Origin of the sequence: Dyella amyloliquefaciens, from assembly GCF_004296575.1 — a bacterium.
GTDB classification, from domain to species: domain Bacteria; phylum Pseudomonadota; class Gammaproteobacteria; order Xanthomonadales; family Rhodanobacteraceae; genus Dyella; species Dyella amyloliquefaciens.
Window position 1 is genome coordinate 479,131 of sequence record NZ_SAYT01000007.1, and the last position, 14,449, is coordinate 493,579.

Genomic DNA, 14,449 nt, shown 5'->3' on the forward strand with positions numbered 1-14,449 from the left:
AGGTTTGCTCACGGGGCAGGCTCCTTCGCCAGTGCCGCGATCGCGGGCTTCAGTTCCTTCTCGATGGCTTCGGGCGTCAGAGGGCCGATGCGCTTGTAGCGGATCACGCCTTTGCCATCGACGAGGAAACTCTCGGGAGCGCCATACACGCCGAAGTCGATCGCCGTGCGACCTTCCTGGTCGACGATGACCATGTCATACGGATTGCCATGCTTCGCCAGCCACGCCTTGGCGTCTTCCGGCGCATCCTTGTAGTTGTAGCCGACGATGGGCACGCCGATGGACTTGCCCTGCGTCATCAGCACCGGGTGCTCCTCGCCGCAGGCGATGCACCAGCTGGCGAACACGTTGATGAGATAAGGCTTGCCCATCAGGTTGTCGCGGCTGACCGTCTGGGACGGATCATCCAGCTTCGGCAGCACGAAGGCGGGGGCCGGCTTGTTGATCAGCGGCGACGGTACTTCGCGCTGGTCGTGCTGGGCGTTCCACCAGATGCCGAAGCCGAACAACGCCACCAGCAGCAGGAAACCGAAGAACGGCACGAGGCGGCTCATGCGCGCGACTCCTGCAGGGCCGAGGCCGGGACGGTTTCGGTTTCAGCGACGCGCTTGGTACGGAAGCGGCGATCCGCGGCGGCGAAGAAGCCGCCGAGCATCATGAACAGGCCACCGGCCCAGATCCAGCGAACGAAGGGCTTGTCGTAGAGACGCAGTGCCCACGCGCCTTCGGGCTGCGTGCGATCCATCGGCTCGCCCAGCGCCACGTACAGGTCGCGGAACAGGCCGGGGTTGATGGCCGATTCCGTCTGCACCTGGCCGCGCGTGTAGGTGCGCTTCTGCGGATGCATCACGGCGATCTCGCGACCCGAGCGCATCACCGTCACCGTGCCCTGGTCGCCCTGCCAGTTGGGGCCGGTGGTGTGCTGCACGCCGTCGAAGCGGAAATCGTAGCCACCAATGGTGGAGGTCTCGCCCGGGCTCATGCGTACGTCGCGCTCGACACTCAGCGCATTGGTGAGCAGCACGCCGGCGAGGAACACGCCGACGCCGAAATGCGCCAGCAGCATGCCAGCCATCTCGGCCGGATAGCGGCGGCCTGCCGGCATTTCGCGCCAGCGCTTGAACACATACAGCAGGGTGCCGAAGCCGCACCACACCGCGGCGGCCGTGCCGGCAATCGCCTTGCCTTCGCCGTCGGTGATGAAGGCAGCGACGATCGCGCAAGCCACCGTGGCGAGACCGGCACGCCACATAACACGCTTGAGGATCGGCGTATCGCTCTTGCCCCAGCGCAGGTAAGGGCCGAACGGCAACAGCACCACCACCGGAATCATCAGCAGGGTGAACAGGAAGCCGAAGTAGGGCGGGCCGACCGAGATCTTGCCGAGGTTCAGCGCATCGCCGAGCAGCGGGAACAGCGTGCCCAGCAGCACCATCGCGGCAGCCACCGTCAGCATCAGGTTGCCGATGAGGATCGCCGTCTCGCGCGATACCACGTTGAACGGCTTGCCACCGGCGACCTTGGGCGCGCGCAGCGCATAGAGCAGCAGCGAGCCACCGACCACCACGGCGAGGAAGCACAGGATGAACAGGCCGCGCTTCGGATCGGAGGCGAACGCATGCACCGAGGTGAGCACGCCCGAGCGCACCAGGAACGTGCCCAGCAGCGACAGCGAGAAGGCGAAGATCGACAGCAGGATGGTCCACGCGCGCAGACCGCCACGCTTTTCCGTCACGGCCTGCGCATGGACCAGCGCCGCGCCCACCAGCCACGGCATGAAGCTGGCATTCTCCACCGGATCCCAGAACCACCAGCCGCCCCAGCCCAACTCGGCATACGCCCACCAGCTGCCGGCGACGATGCCCGCGGAGAGGAAGCCCCAGGCCACGTTGGTCCAGGGGCGCGCCCAGCGCACCCAGGCCTGCTCCAGCTCACCGCCCAGCAGCGCGGCGATGGAGAACGCGAACGCCACCGAGAAACCCACGTAGCCCATGTAGAGCACGGGCGGGTGGAAGGTCATGCCCGGGTCCTGCAGCACCGGGTTGAGATCGCCGCCATCGGGCGGCATCGGCAACAGGCGCATGAACGGATTGGAGGTGAAGATGATGAAGGCGAGGAAGCCCACCGATACCAGGCCGAGCACGCCGAGTACGCGCGCGATGAACACCTCGGGCAGGCGACGGCTCAAGACGGCCAATGCCAGCGTCCACAGGTTGAGGATGAAGATCCACAGCAGCAGCGAACCCTCGTGCGCGCCCCACACCGCCGCGACGCGGTAGTACCAGGGCAGCGCGAGATTGGAGTTGTCGGCGACGTATTGCACCGAGAAATCGAACTGCAGGAATGCCCACACCAGCAACAGGAAGGCCATGGTGACGAACACCGCCTGGCCCGTCGCGGCGGTACGCGCCACGGCCATCAGCGCGCGGTTGTTGCGCCACGCGCCGACCAGCGGCAACACACCCTGCGCGAACGCCAGCAGCAGGGCGAGGATCAGGGCGAGTTGCCCGAGCTCCGGAGTCATTGCGGTTTGTCCTGGCCGGCGGCCTCGTTGACCTGTTTGCCCTCGTGCGCCTTGGCCATGGCGTCCTTCAACTCCTTGGGCATGTAGGTTTCGTCATGCTTGGCGAGCACTTCGGTCGCGATGAAGCGCGCGTTGTCCATGTGACCCGTCGCGATCACCGACTGGTTGTCGCGGAACAGGTCGGGAAGGATGCCGGTGTATTCCACCGGCATCGAACCGCTCGCATCGACCACGGTGAAAGTGACCTTCAGCGAATCGCTGCTGCGCTGGATCGAGCCGGCCTTCACCATGCCGCCGAGGCGGAACGACTTGTAGCTGCGGGCCTCGCCGGTCTGCACCTGGCTGGGGGTGAACAGGTAATTCATGTTCTGCTGCAGCGCGAAGACGGTCAGTCCGACCGCGACCACGGCTGCTGCGACCACGAGGAGAACAATGATGAGCCTGCGCTTGCGGGTGGGATTCATAAGACTCTGTAGGTGCCGGTCATGGCACTGAAGGGTTGCGTTGCTGCCGTGCAGCCTGCCGCGCCAAGCGGCCGCGCAGTTCGCGCAGCTGGCGGCGACGGCGGAAGCTGGGGCTGAGGTAGTCGGCGGTCAGCACGATGAAGAACAGTGCGAATGAAGGCCACACATAGGCGGCATAACCGCCCATGGCGAGGAAGTGGTCCCACGAGAACGGCGTCATCGCAGGCCCTCCTTCTCTGCAATCTGTCGCACCCAATCCTTGCCGCTTTCCAGCGACAGCAGGTCGGTGCGCACGCGGCCGAACAGGCTGGCGATGTAATAGAACTTGGTAGCGGCCATCATGGTAAGCAGGGGCCACAGCATGTCGCCGCTCATCTTGGACGGACCGAGGATGCGTACGGTGGAACCCTGGTGCAGCGTGTTCCACCAGTTCACCGAGAAATGCACGATCGGCACGTTGATGATGCCGATGATGGCGAGGAAGGCTGCGGCACGTGCACCCTGGCGGCGATCTTCGAAGGAGTGATACAGGCCGATCACGCCGAGATACAGGAACAGCAGCACCAGCTCGGAAGTCAGCCGCGCGTCCCAGGTCCACCAGGTGCCCCACATCGGCTTGCCCCACAGGGAGCCGGTGACCAGGGTGATGAAGGTGAAAGCCGCGCCGATCGGCGCCGATTCCATCGCGACCACCTCAGCCAGCTTGATACGCCACACCAGCGAGATGAACGCCGCCACGGCCATCACGCCGTAGATGAAAAGGCTCATCCAGGCACTGGGCACGTGAATGAAAATGATGCGGTAGGCATCACCCTGCTGGTAATCGGCGGGAGCGAGGACCAGTCCGCCATACAGCGCCACGGCACCGAGCAGCAGCGCCAGGGCCAGCGCCCAGGGACGTAGCACTCCAGCGAAACGGTAGAAGTTCGGCGGCGAGCTGAGCTTGTGAACCCAGAGCGGGATCCAGTTGGCCATCGTCTTATGCGTCCAGAGCTATCCGAAGGGCGGCGGCGCAGGCGAGCGGCGCCAGCACCAGGGCCATGACCAGCGCGGCCCCCAGCCAGGCGATGGGAGCGAGCCACGGCAGCCCCTGTTGTGCCGCGGCGACGGCGCCGGCGGCGAAGATCACCACTGGCACGCAAAGCGGCAGCAGCATCAAGGCCAGCAGCATACCAGAGCGCCGGCTGCCGGCCGTCAGCGCCACCAATACCGCGCCCAGCAGGCTGAGCAGCGGCGTGGCGAGCAGCAACGCGTAGACCAGCACCGGCATCACCGGCGCCGGCAGGTGCAGCATGCCGGCCAGCAGCGGTGCGACCACGATCAGCGGCAGCGCAGTGGTGATCCAGTGCGCCAGGATCTTCATGGCCAGCATCATCGCCAGCGGTTGCGGCGAGAGCATCAACTGCTCCAGCGAACCGTCCTCGATATCGCTGCGGAACATCGCGTCCAGCGCAAGCAGCATGGCCAGCAGCATGGTCAGCAACACCACGCCGCCGGCAATGCGCTGCAACAGTGCGTCTTCAGGACCCAGCGCGAACGGAAACAGGGTGACCACGATCAGTGCATAGAGCACCGGCATGGTGATGTCGCCACGGCGGCGCCAGGCCAGGGTGAGGTCGCGGCGCAACGTGGCGGCGCAGGCGGAGGCAAGCGTCGCGTGACTCATGCGTGCATGCGTACCCGTGTCGGTTCGCCGCCCAGAAAGCTCACCGCGCCATGGCTGGTCACCAGCGCGGCGCCGCCTTCGGCAGAATGCTCGGCCAGCAGGCGGTTCACCAGCTCGATGCCGGTGCGGTCGAGATTGGCGTAGGGCTCGTCCAGCAGCCACAGCGTGGCAGGCAGCAACAGCAGTCGAGCAAGGGCGGCACGTTTCTTCTGGCCGGCGGACAGGCGTCGCACGGGTTCGTCTTCGTAGCCCGCCAGCCCGATGCTGGACAGCGCGCTCGCCACGTCCCGGCCGTCGCGCATGCCGTAGGTACCGGCAGCGACGGCGAGGTTCTCGCGGGCGCTGAGATCGCCCTTGAGACCCAGGTGATGACCCAGGAACAAGGTGTCGCCCAGGTGCTCGATGCGCCGCCAGGGGCGGCCGCGCCAGCTCAGCTCACCTTCGTCCAGATGCAGCAGGCCGGCCAGGATGCGCAGCAAGGTGGTCTTGCCGCTGCCGTTGTCGCCCTCGACCAGGGCCACTTCGCCTTCGCGCACGCTGAAATCCAGGGGGCCGAACACGGGTTCGTCCTGGCGGTAGAAGGCGAGGCCCCGTGCTTCCAGCAGGATCGGGGTGGTGGCAGACAGGTTAGTCATCGCGCGATTGTCCGCAAACGCTGACAGGGTTGTCCATGCGGCGTGCTGCCGCCAAGCGACTCGGAAGGGGTGGGTGCATCCGGTCAGGGCGGCAATCGCAGTTGTGCCGTTCCGTTGCCTCGGCCGTAGACGTAGCCATGCTGGCCGAAGCGGCGGGCCAGCGCGTCCAGCGGACCCGCCTCGGGACCCACTACGAACAGGCTGCGCTCTTTCCAGCCGTTGGAACCGATGCCAACGCCTGCTGCGATCTGACGAGTGGCCGGCGACTCGCGGAGCGCGCGCAGCAGTAGCCGTTGGGCCTGACGGTTATGCGCCCGCGAGAGCGGCTGCGAGCGCGGGTTCCAAGCCGTGATGAATCCCCAGGGGTACTCATTCACCCATGGCGCGAGCGATGCAGGCAGCGGTTGACCGATGCGGATGCTTGCGTACCCGCCGCCAGCGAGACGCACCCGGTAATCGGTGCCCCGGTAGGCGGCAATCAGCGCCTCATCCATGCAGGTCGGGCAGTGGCGGCAAGGTAGCCTGCAGCGTGGCTGCGGCCGCGCCCAGGTCGACCGAGCTCGCCTGCGTCGAGCCGCGCAGCAGCTGTTCCAGCAGCACGTCCTGGGCACGCCCACGCTCATAGGCGTACGCATAGGGCAGGTGGGTGAAGGTGACCATGCGGTAGCGCGCCATGAAGTGCTGCGGCACGCGCTCGGCCAGCAGGGCGCCCAGCTCGCGCTTGGCCAGGTAGTGCGGGTCCGCCACCGAGTCGCGCATTTCCACATAGTTCTCCAGCGCCATGGCAGCGATCGCGTCGCTGTTGGGCTGGCGGATGCGCTGGAATTCGGCGAACACCTCGGCGGTGTCGCCCGGCGCCTCGGCCATCAGCGAGGCCAGCACCACGGTGTCCTCGAAGCCGCAATTCATGCCCTGGCCGTGGAACGGCACGATGGCATGCGCGGCGTCGCCGACCAGCAGGGCCCGGCCACCGAGGTGCCATCGCTGCAGGTACAGGGTGGACAGCGTGCCGACCGGGTGACTGTCGTAGTCGTTGGCGAAATCGGGAACGAGCGGGAGCACGTCCGGGAAATCGTGCTCGAAGAACGCACGGGCGGCCTGGGCGTCGGGCAGTGTCGCGAAGCTGGGGTGCGCACCCTGCGCAGGCAGGAACAGCGTGACGGTGAAGCTGCCCTCGGTGTTCGGCAGGGCAATGCACATATAGCCGCCGCGCGGCCAGATATGCAGGGCATGCGGCTCCAGCGCGAACTGGTCGTGGCCGCCGCTGCGGTCGACCAGGTCGGCAGGCAGGGTGCCAGCCGGAGGGATTTCGAGTTCCTTGTAGGCGTGTCCCAATGCTTCGACGCGCTCGCCCAGCGGAGAGTGCTGGTTCATCGCCGCGCGCAGGGCCGAGCCTGCGCCGTCGGCACCGATCACCACCGGGGCGTCGATTTCGCGCGTGACTCCCGCTTCATCGGCAAGGCAGATGCGTCCGGCATCGAAGTCAGCATCGACCAGCGATTGTCCGAAATGGAAACGCACACCGGCCGCTTCGGCGGCATCCAGCAACAGCATGTTGAGTGCGCCGCGCGAGACGGACCAGATCACTTCGCTGTCGTCGACGCCGTAGCGCTGGAGCCCCGAGCGGCCATCGCGCGTGTGCACCATGCGGCCGCGCATCATCACCGCGCGCTGCAGTACGTCGTCGGCGAGGCCGGCCTGGCGCAGGGCGTGCAAGCCACGTTCGGCCAGCGCGAGGTTGATCGAGCGGCCGCCTACGAAACCGGCGATGCGCGGATCCGGGCGCTTCTCGAATACGTCGACCTTGAAACCACGTCCCGCGAGTTGTTGGGCCAGCAGTGCACCAACGAGACCGCCGCCGATAAGGGTGATTTGCTGCGCCATGGGGCTCCGCTGAAAGTGGTCAACGCGTAGGGCGCCAAGAGTAGCGGGTTGCCATCATGCAGGCGAAGCGGTCATCCGGCGGCAGCCATGGGCGGTGCGCAACACCTTTCGGGCCCGGCTTTTCGAGCGGTGCTGTCGACCGGGACGGCCTCAGAAGCTCATGAAGTACCCGCCGTTGACCGGCAGGTTCGCGCCCGTGATGTAGCCGGCGTCGTCGGCCGTCAGAAAGGCCACGGCACGCGCGATGTCGCCGGGCGAGCCCAGGCGGCCCACCGGAATGTCCGAGATGATCTGCGCACGGATGTCTTCAGGTACGGCAGCCACCAGCGCCGTGTCGCAGTAGCCAGGGGAAACGGTGTTCACGGTGATGCCCTTGCGGGCTGTCTCGCGCGCCAGCGCCATGCCGAAGCCGTGCACGCCGGCCTTGGCGGCCGAGTAGTTGGTCTGGCCGAACTGGCCGGTCTGACCGTTTACCGAGCTCAGGTTCACGATGCGGCCGAAGCCTCGCTCGCTCATGCCTTCGACCACGTTGCGGCACATGTTGAACACGCCGTCGAGGTTCACCCGCATCAGCTCATGCCACTGCTGCGGAGTCATCTTGCGCAGGCTGGTATCTCGCGTGATGCCGGCGGCGTTGACCAGGATGTCCACGCTGCCATGCTGTTGCTGCACGCGCTCCACAAGTGCGGCGCAGCTGTCGAACTGGCTCACATCCGCGGGCTCGAACTTCACTGCGCCATCGAGATCGGCGAGTTCACGCTGGAAGGCATGCAGCCGTTCCGCGCGTGCGGGCAGATCCACCGCAATAACTTGACGGCCGGACTCCGCCAGCTGGCGACAGATCTCGGTACCGAGACCGCCGATGCCTCCGGTCACGAGGGCAACGCGCGGGATGCGGGCGGAAGAGCTCATGTGAAGGACTCGTGCACATGCCGCAGAGCAGCACGTGTTGTGCTGCAGCGGCGTCTAAAACGGAACGGCCGGCTTAAGTTGCCGGCCGTAGGTTCAGGGCTTCTTGTTGCCGCGAGGCGGCTGACCCTGGTTTGCGGTATTGAGCAGGCCGCTCTGCATGTTGCGCCAGGCTTCCATGTTGCGCTCGGTCAGGTCGTTGAGCATCGACCAGGGCGTCTGGCCCAGCAGGCTGTTGAGCTGGGTGCGGAACTGCTGCTGCTGGTCGAGGAAGACCTGCAGGCTGCGTTCCAGGTAAGGCCCCATGAAGCCCTGCAACGAATCACCGTAGAAACGGATGATCTGGCTGAGCAGTTGGGGCGACAGCATCGGCTGCCCCTTCTCCTCATGCTCGGAGATGATCTGCAGGAGCACCGAGCGAGTCAGATCCTCGCCGCTCTTGGCGTCGCGGACCTCGAAAGTTTCGCCGTCCAATACCAACTGACGGACCTCTTCCAGCGTGATGTAGCTGGAGATTTCCGTGTCGTAGAGCCGACGGTTCGGATACTTCTTGTATGGTGCGGATCGTTTGTGCCATGCACACAAACTAGCAGAAGGTATTGCGCCGCACCAGTCATCCCTTACGAAAGTCATGCTGCACCGGCGAGTGCAGCATTCGTTAAATATCAGTGACCTACCGCGCCACCCGCGGCGCCGAACGGGGGCTTGGCGAACCAGAGCACGGGGATCAGCAGCACGAACAGGATCGTGCACATCCAGAAGATGTCGTTCACGGCCAGGGTCAGGGCCTCCCGGCTCACCAGCTGGTCAGCGATGCCCAGGGCCTGGGTCTGGCCGAAGCCGCCGTGGCGCAACCCCTGCAAAACCTGCGTGGCCGCCGGATTGGAGGGCGCCACGTATTCCGTCAGCGTGGCGTGGTGCAGGATGCCGCGGTGCTGCCACAGGGTGACGGTCACGGCAGTTGAGACGCTGGAGCCCAGGGTGCGGAAGAAGTTGGCGAGACCGGAGGCACTGGCGATCTGATCGGCCGGCAGCCCGGCGAGGTAGATCTGGTTGAGCGGGATGAAGAAGCAGGGAATGGCAATGCCCATCACGAAGCGGGGCAGCACCAGCGAACTGAACGACGCGGAGCTGTCGAAGGTGGAGAACCAGTACGAGGTGGCCGCGAACATGACGAAGGAGAACGTCACTACGGCGCGCAGCTCCAGCCGGTCCATGTTGCGTCCCAGCACCGGGGACAGCAGGAAGGCGAGGATGCCCACCGGCGCCGTGGCCAGGCCCGCCCAGGTGGCGGTGTAGCCCAGCGTCGTCTGCAGCCACAGCGGGAACACCACGTTGATGCCGAAGAAGGCGAACATCCCCAGCGACAGCGCTGTCACGCCCACGGTGAAGTTCCGCTGGCGGAACAGGCTGAGGTCGATCACCGGATGCTTGGCGTGCAGCTCCCACACCACCAGGAAGACCAGGCAGACCAGCGCGGTCAGGCCCAGCGTGGTGATCATCGGCGAGGAGAACCAGTCATGGTCGTTGCCGTTGTCCAGCATGAACTGCAGGCAGCCGACGCCCGCCACCAGCAGCACCAGTCCGATGACGTCGATGGGCGACTGGAAGGTCTTGGTCTCACGCTTGCGCAGCAGCGACCAGGTAATGACGCCGGCCGCAATGCCGACGGGCAGGTTGATGTAGAAGATCCACGGCCAGGAGAAGTTGTCGGTGAGGTAGCCGCCCAGGATCGGGCCGAAGATCGGCGCCACCACCACGGTCATCGCCCATAGCGCCAGCGCGATGCCCTGCTTGGCCTTGGGATAGCTGGCCAGCAGCAGGGTCAGCGACAGCGCCACCATCGGGCCGGAACCGGCACCCTGCATCAGGCGCGCGACCACCAGCATCGGCATCGACGTGGCCAGGCCGCACATCATCGAGAACACGACGAAGAGGAATACCGAGAAGACGAAGGTCTTCACTTCGCCGAAGCGTCGCGCGATCCAGCCGGTGAGCGGCTGCATGATCGCGCTGGCCAGCGAGTAGGAGCTGATGGTCCAGGTGCCTTCACTCGCACTCACGCCGAGGCTGCCGGCGATATGCGGCACCGCGACGTTCACGATGGTCATGTCCAGCACCTCCATGAAGGTGCTGAACGCGACTGCGATGGTCAAAAGGACCAGCGCGGTGCCGTGCAAGGGCGGCAAGCCCTCGGCGGTCTTCTGGTCGTTCGATTGGTCGGCCATGTCGGCGTGTCCGTCGTGTCAGTTCGCGTCGCCCTGGCGAACGTTGGCCTTGATGATCTTCTCGGCCTCCGCATCCGCCTTGGTGGCCATCTGCTCGTAGACGTCGGTCTGCGCGATCGGCTGGCCGCTGCCCTGGGGCGCCATCATTGCGCCCTTGTCGTTGGTGATGTCCACGGTCACTTCGGTGGACAGGCCCACGCGCAGCGGATGCTGGTCGAGCTCCTTGTCGTCCAGCGCGATGCGCACCGGTACGCGCTGGATCACCTTGATCCAGTTGCCGGTGGCGTTCTGCGCGGGCAGCAGCGAGAACACGCTGCCGGTGCCGGCGCCCAGGCCAATCACCTTGCCGTGGAATTCCACGCTGCCGCCGTAGACGTCGGATTCGATCGTCGCCGGCTGGCCCACGCGGATGTGGCGCAGCTGGTTTTCCTTGAAGTTCGCGTCCACCCACAGGTCATGCAGCGGCACCACGCTCATCAGCTGCTGGCCCGGCTGCACGCTGTTGCCGAGCTGCACGCTGCGCTGGGCGACGTAACCCGTCACCGGCGCGTAGATGCTGTTGCGCTGCGCGGCGATCCACGCGGCGTGGAAATTCGCGCGCGCCTGTTCCACCGCGGGATTGTTGGCGACCACCGTGCCTTCGATGGCGGCATGCGCGGCCTGTGCCTGCGCCTGCGCCGCGCCAAGCGCGGCCTGGGCCTGGTCGACGCCGTCGCGCAGATGCTGCACTACTTCCGGCGCTTCCGCTTGTTCGGCGATCAGCGGCTGGCGGCGGGCCAGGTCTGCCTGTGCCTTCTTCAGGTCCACCTTGGCCCTGGCCACCTGGGCATCGGCGCTGGTGGCCGAATCCGTCTGTTGGCGCACCTGGCGCACGGCCTGTGCCAGCGCGCTGCTGGCTTGCTGCAGGCGCACGTCGGCATCAGTGTTGTCGAGCTTCACCAGCACCTGGCCGGCTTCGACGCGCTGCGTGTCGTCGGCAAGGATGGCGATCACGGTGCCGGGCACCTGTGCGGAGATCGCCACCTGGTTGCCGCCCACGTACGCGTTGTCGGTCTTCTCGCGCGTGGAGAACACGAACATCCACAGCAATACCCATGCGACGCCAGCAAGAATGAACACCGTGGCGACGATCAGCAGCGCGCGGCGGCGCTTGGCCGGATCCTTCGCGGCCATGCCGCTGTCGTTGTCCTGCGGTTTGGCGTTGGAATCAGTGGCGCTCATGGGTGGCGTCTCCGGAAGGGTTCGATGCGGAAGATGAGGTGTCGCTGGCGGCCTGTTCCGGCGTCACGGCGCGATAGCCGCCGCCCAGCGCCTTGATCAGCGAGATGTCGGTGGACAGGGCCTGCGCCTGCAGGCTGACGTCGTCATCCTGTTGCTGCAGCAGCTGTCCCCTTGCGGCGAGGGCTTCGCGCACGTCGCTCACACCACGGTGCACGCGCGACTGCGCGTTGGCCAGCAGTGTTTGATTGGCGGCAATCTCGTGCGCCTGCTCCTTGCGGCGACCTTCGATCTGCTGCGCGGTGAGGCTTTGCGTGGCGACGTCGCGTGCCGCGCTGAGCACGGTGCTGTTGTACTGCGCGACGGCTGCGTCGAGCTGCGCCTTGCTCACGCCGTAGTTCGCCTCGAGCAGGCCGCCGGTGAAGATGGGCAGGTGCAACGCCGGCGTCAGGGCGAACACACGGTTGCCGGCATTGAACATCTTGTCCAGGTCGATGCTGGAGAGCCCCGCCATCGCGCTGATGCTGATGTCAGGATAGAACTCCGCGCGCGCCACGTCGGTCTGCCGCAAGGCCGACTCGACCTGCCAGCGACTGGCGGCGATATCGGGGCGGCGCGCCATAAGGTCCACGCCCACGTTGTCGGGAAGCCCGCTGGTGGCGGAGGGCAGGGCATGCGGCTCAAGCGAAGGCAGTTGTGCCGGCGCGACGCCGACGAGGCTGGCCAGCGCGGCCTGGCGAATCTTGGCCGAGCTCTGCAGCGCGACCAGCATCTGCCGCGTGCCGGCGAGTTGGGCCTGGGCCGATTGCACGGTATCCGGGCGATCCACGCCTTGGCGCACGCGCAATTCCGCGATTCGCAGCAGTTGCTCCTGTATCTGCACGCCCTGTTGCGCGATGTTGATGCGAGCCTCGTCCGCGAGCCAGCCGAAATACGTGTCGGCCACCGTACTCTGGATGGCGAGTGCCGCCGCGCTGTGCTGCGCCTCGGCGGCATGGGCCTGGTCCACGGCCGATTCGATGGTCGCGCGCTTCTTGCCCCACCAGTCGAAGTCGTACTGCGCCTGCACGCCGATGTCGCCCTGGTTGTACCAGGTGAAGCCGAGGAACTTCGGCGGGATCAGCCCGTTCTCGCTCAGCTTCTGGCGTTCGACCTGCGCGCTGCCGCTCACGTTGAGTCCAGACTGCGCCGTGGCGGCACGAATGGACTGCTGCGCAGACGCGACGCGGGAACGCGCCTGTTCAAGATCGGGCGAATCCTTCATCGCCAGCGCGACAAGCGTGTCCAGCTGGGGATCGTTGTACTGGCGCCACCATTCGGCATCGGGCCAGCCAGCACGATGGCCGGCATCGAGGCCCGCGAGCGGGACGTCATCGCGAATGGCCGGGTGACCCAGCTTCGCCGGGATCGAGCAGCTGGCGATGGCCATGGCCACGGCGCACGCGAGCAGTGATCGCGTAACCAGGCCGTGGCGAATCGGAACACGTGAAGTCATGGACTGGGATCCGAAGATTGAAGAGAGTCGATATTCAGCGCGACCTGGCGCAGCAGGCGCTCGAGGGTGCGCTTGTCGCCAGCGCTCAATGAGGCGTAGGCACCGAGCACCCTGGGAAAGAGCGGGGGAAGAATTTTCCGCACCAGGCGCTTTCCGGTCGGGGTGATGTTGAGCAGGATGCGACGCCGGTCTTCCGCGCTGTGCGAGCGCGCGGCAAGCCCGGCCTTGACCAGCGCGTTGCCGATGCGCGTCATGTTGGTGGCGCCTTGCTGCGCGAACCCGCACAACTCGCTGGGCGTCGCGCCATCCGGGCTGCTGTAGAGAGCCATCAGGGTGCGGAAGTCGCTGTCGTTGAGGCCGTGCGGTTTGAGGTACGCCTCGACTTCGCCGAGCAGGGTGCCGCCCACCAGCAACAGCAGGCGGGTCAACCGGACCTCCTGCTGCGGAGCTTCCGGGATCATCTCGCCCACGCGGGCGATCCCGGCATCCATGCGGCTGAGCCCTTCGCGCAGATTGCTCATTTCATCAAGGAATAGTTCACTGGTGAAATATAACGGTACTCGTTCACGCCTGAAGATCACAAGTGCCGCGTCAAGGTGGAGCGAATCGGGGGTCTACGAGGCGATGCGGTAGGTCAAGCGTGGGTGAAGCCGAACAGCATGGCCGCATTGGCCGTGGTGGCGGCGGCAACCGAAGTTTCGCTTTCGCCGCGCAACTGTGCGATCACCTGAAGCACCTCGGTGATGTTCGCCGGCTCGTTGCGTTGGCCTCGATGGCAGGCGCCCGGCTGGTCGGGTGCGTCCGTTTCAAGCAGCAGGTGTTCGATGGGCATGGCGGCGATGATCTGGCGCAGGCGCTGCGCCCTTTCGTAGGTCACCGGGCCGCCAATGCCGATATGAAAGCCGATGTCCCACAATCGCTGGGCCTGCTGCAGGCTGCCGGAAAAGCTGTGCACCACGCCGCGAAGGCCACCAAGTCGCTTCATGGTCGAGGTCACTTCGTCCATCGCGCGTCGGGCATGGACGATCACCGGCAGGTCGAAATCGCGCGCTATGCGCAACTGGCGATGGAAATATTCGCGCTGCTGTTCAGCATCCAGTTGGGGGACAAAAAAGTCGAGACCGATCTCGCCCACCGCGACGGCTCGATGAGTCTCCAGCTGCATCACCAGCGCGTCGAGGTGCTCCGGTCGGTGCTCCGCGAGGTACATGGGATGCAGGCCATAGGCGGGGTGCACCTGCGCATGGGCTGCGCTAATCGTGGCGATACGCGACCAAGAGGCCTGGTCGACCGCAGGGACCACAATGTGCTGGATGCCGGCCTCGCGGGCGCGCTCGAACATCGCCTCCCGGTCGGCTGCGAAACCCGCGTCGTCGATATGCGCATGGCTGTCGGTGAGTTCGAGCACAGATTAAGGCTTCCTATC

At 66.0% G+C, this 14,449-nt stretch carries 15 protein-coding genes and 1 pseudogene; all 16 read right to left on the reverse strand.

Annotation, left to right across the window (positions count from 1 at the left end; all coding sequences use genetic code 11):
• Positions 1-8: 8 nt before the first annotated feature.
• Positions 9-554 carry a DsbE family thiol:disulfide interchange protein gene (locus tag EPB08_RS18010; protein ID WP_130620472.1) on the reverse strand — a complete coding sequence of 182 codons (546 nt, stop codon included), beginning with the start codon at positions 552-554 and terminating at the stop codon, positions 9-11.
• Positions 551-2,524: a heme lyase CcmF/NrfE family subunit gene (locus EPB08_RS18015; protein WP_130620473.1), complete on the reverse strand. Its 1,974-nt coding sequence runs from the start codon at positions 2,522-2,524 to the stop codon at positions 551-553. The genes EPB08_RS18010 and EPB08_RS18015 overlap by 4 nt, the downstream gene beginning before the upstream one ends.
• A complete protein-coding gene (gene ccmE / locus EPB08_RS18020) occupies positions 2,521-2,988 on the reverse strand; it encodes a cytochrome c maturation protein CcmE (protein WP_130620474.1) in 468 nt (155 codons plus the stop codon). Before ccmE ends, EPB08_RS18015 begins: the two co-directional genes overlap by 4 nt.
• A gap of 19 nt (positions 2,989-3,007) precedes the next feature.
• Positions 3,008-3,208: a heme exporter protein CcmD gene (gene ccmD / locus EPB08_RS18025; protein ID WP_130620475.1), complete on the reverse strand. Its 201-nt coding sequence runs from the start codon at positions 3,206-3,208 to the stop codon at positions 3,008-3,010.
• Positions 3,205-3,963, reverse strand: coding sequence for a heme ABC transporter permease (locus EPB08_RS18030; protein WP_130620476.1), 759 nt, complete (start codon positions 3,961-3,963; stop codon positions 3,205-3,207). The genes ccmD and EPB08_RS18030 overlap by 4 nt, the downstream gene beginning before the upstream one ends.
• Positions 3,964-3,967: 4 nt before the next feature.
• Positions 3,968-4,654, reverse strand: a complete 687-nt coding sequence (ccmB, locus tag EPB08_RS18035; protein ID WP_130620477.1) for a heme exporter protein CcmB — start codon at positions 4,652-4,654, stop codon at positions 3,968-3,970.
• Positions 4,651-5,289: a cytochrome c biogenesis heme-transporting ATPase CcmA gene (gene ccmA / locus EPB08_RS18040; RefSeq protein WP_130620478.1), complete on the reverse strand. Its 639-nt coding sequence runs from the start codon at positions 5,287-5,289 to the stop codon at positions 4,651-4,653. Before ccmA ends, ccmB begins: the two co-directional genes overlap by 4 nt.
• 83 nt (positions 5,290-5,372) lie before the next feature.
• Positions 5,373-5,783, reverse strand: a complete 411-nt coding sequence (locus tag EPB08_RS18045; protein WP_130620479.1) for a DUF3293 domain-containing protein — start codon at positions 5,781-5,783, stop codon at positions 5,373-5,375.
• Complete coding sequence (locus EPB08_RS18050; protein WP_130620480.1) at positions 5,776-7,173, reverse strand: FAD-dependent oxidoreductase; 1,398 nt, start codon at positions 7,171-7,173, stop codon at positions 5,776-5,778. Before EPB08_RS18050 ends, EPB08_RS18045 begins: the two co-directional genes overlap by 8 nt.
• A 150-nt stretch (positions 7,174-7,323) precedes the next feature.
• Complete coding sequence (phbB, locus tag EPB08_RS18055; RefSeq protein WP_130620481.1) at positions 7,324-8,085, reverse strand: acetoacetyl-CoA reductase; 762 nt, start codon at positions 8,083-8,085, stop codon at positions 7,324-7,326.
• A gap of 93 nt (positions 8,086-8,178) precedes the next feature.
• Positions 8,179-8,659 (reverse strand): annotated as a pseudogene (phaR, locus tag EPB08_RS18060) (polyhydroxyalkanoate synthesis repressor PhaR).
• An 88-nt stretch (positions 8,660-8,747) separates the two neighbouring features.
• Entirely contained in the window at positions 8,748-10,310 is a 1,563-nt protein-coding gene (locus EPB08_RS18065) for a DHA2 family efflux MFS transporter permease subunit (protein WP_130620483.1), read from the reverse strand.
• An 18-nt stretch (positions 10,311-10,328) separates the two neighbouring features.
• A complete protein-coding gene (locus EPB08_RS18070; RefSeq protein WP_130620484.1) occupies positions 10,329-11,531 on the reverse strand; it encodes an HlyD/EmrA/EmrK family protein in 1,203 nt (400 codons plus the stop codon).
• Positions 11,518-13,023 carry an efflux transporter outer membrane subunit gene (locus EPB08_RS18075; protein ID WP_130620485.1) on the reverse strand — a complete coding sequence of 502 codons (1,506 nt, stop codon included), beginning with the start codon at positions 13,021-13,023 and terminating at the stop codon, positions 11,518-11,520. Before EPB08_RS18075 ends, EPB08_RS18070 begins: the two co-directional genes overlap by 14 nt.
• A complete protein-coding gene (locus EPB08_RS18080) occupies positions 13,020-13,544 on the reverse strand; it encodes a MarR family winged helix-turn-helix transcriptional regulator (protein ID WP_130620486.1) in 525 nt (174 codons plus the stop codon). Before EPB08_RS18080 ends, EPB08_RS18075 begins: the two co-directional genes overlap by 4 nt.
• A gap of 113 nt (positions 13,545-13,657) precedes the next feature.
• A complete protein-coding gene (locus EPB08_RS18085; protein ID WP_130620487.1) occupies positions 13,658-14,431 on the reverse strand; it encodes a TatD family hydrolase in 774 nt (257 codons plus the stop codon).
• Positions 14,432-14,449: the final 18 nt, after the last annotated feature.

Excerpts from the sequence above, each read along its gene's own strand:
- EPB08_RS18010 (WP_130620472.1), bottom strand. The coding sequence starts at position 554 with ATGAGCCGCCTCGTGCCGTTCTTCGGTTTCCTGCTGCTGGTGGCGTTG.
- EPB08_RS18015 (WP_130620473.1), bottom strand. The coding sequence starts at position 2,524 with ATGACTCCGGAGCTCGGGCAACTCGCCCTGATCCTCGCCCTGCTGCTG.
- ccmE (WP_130620474.1), bottom strand. The coding sequence starts at position 2,988 with ATGAATCCCACCCGCAAGCGCAGGCTCATCATTGTTCTCCTCGTGGTC.
- ccmD (WP_130620475.1), bottom strand. The coding sequence starts at position 3,208 with ATGACGCCGTTCTCGTGGGACCACTTCCTCGCCATGGGCGGTTATGCC.
- EPB08_RS18030 (WP_130620476.1), bottom strand. The coding sequence starts at position 3,963 with ATGGCCAACTGGATCCCGCTCTGGGTTCACAAGCTCAGCTCGCCGCCG.
- ccmB (WP_130620477.1), bottom strand. The coding sequence starts at position 4,654 with ATGAGTCACGCGACGCTTGCCTCCGCCTGCGCCGCCACGTTGCGCCGC.
- ccmA (WP_130620478.1), bottom strand. The coding sequence starts at position 5,289 with ATGACTAACCTGTCTGCCACCACCCCGATCCTGCTGGAAGCACGGGGC.
- EPB08_RS18045 (WP_130620479.1), bottom strand. The coding sequence starts at position 5,783 with ATGGATGAGGCGCTGATTGCCGCCTACCGGGGCACCGATTACCGGGTG.
- EPB08_RS18050 (WP_130620480.1), bottom strand. The coding sequence starts at position 7,173 with ATGGCGCAGCAAATCACCCTTATCGGCGGCGGTCTCGTTGGTGCACTG.
- phbB (WP_130620481.1), bottom strand. The coding sequence starts at position 8,085 with ATGAGCTCTTCCGCCCGCATCCCGCGCGTTGCCCTCGTGACCGGAGGC.
- EPB08_RS18065 (WP_130620483.1), bottom strand. The coding sequence starts at position 10,310 with ATGGCCGACCAATCGAACGACCAGAAGACCGCCGAGGGCTTGCCGCCC.
- EPB08_RS18070 (WP_130620484.1), bottom strand. The coding sequence starts at position 11,531 with ATGAGCGCCACTGATTCCAACGCCAAACCGCAGGACAACGACAGCGGC.
- EPB08_RS18075 (WP_130620485.1), bottom strand. The coding sequence starts at position 13,023 with ATGACTTCACGTGTTCCGATTCGCCACGGCCTGGTTACGCGATCACTG.
- EPB08_RS18080 (WP_130620486.1), bottom strand. The coding sequence starts at position 13,544 with ATGAGCAATCTGCGCGAAGGGCTCAGCCGCATGGATGCCGGGATCGCC.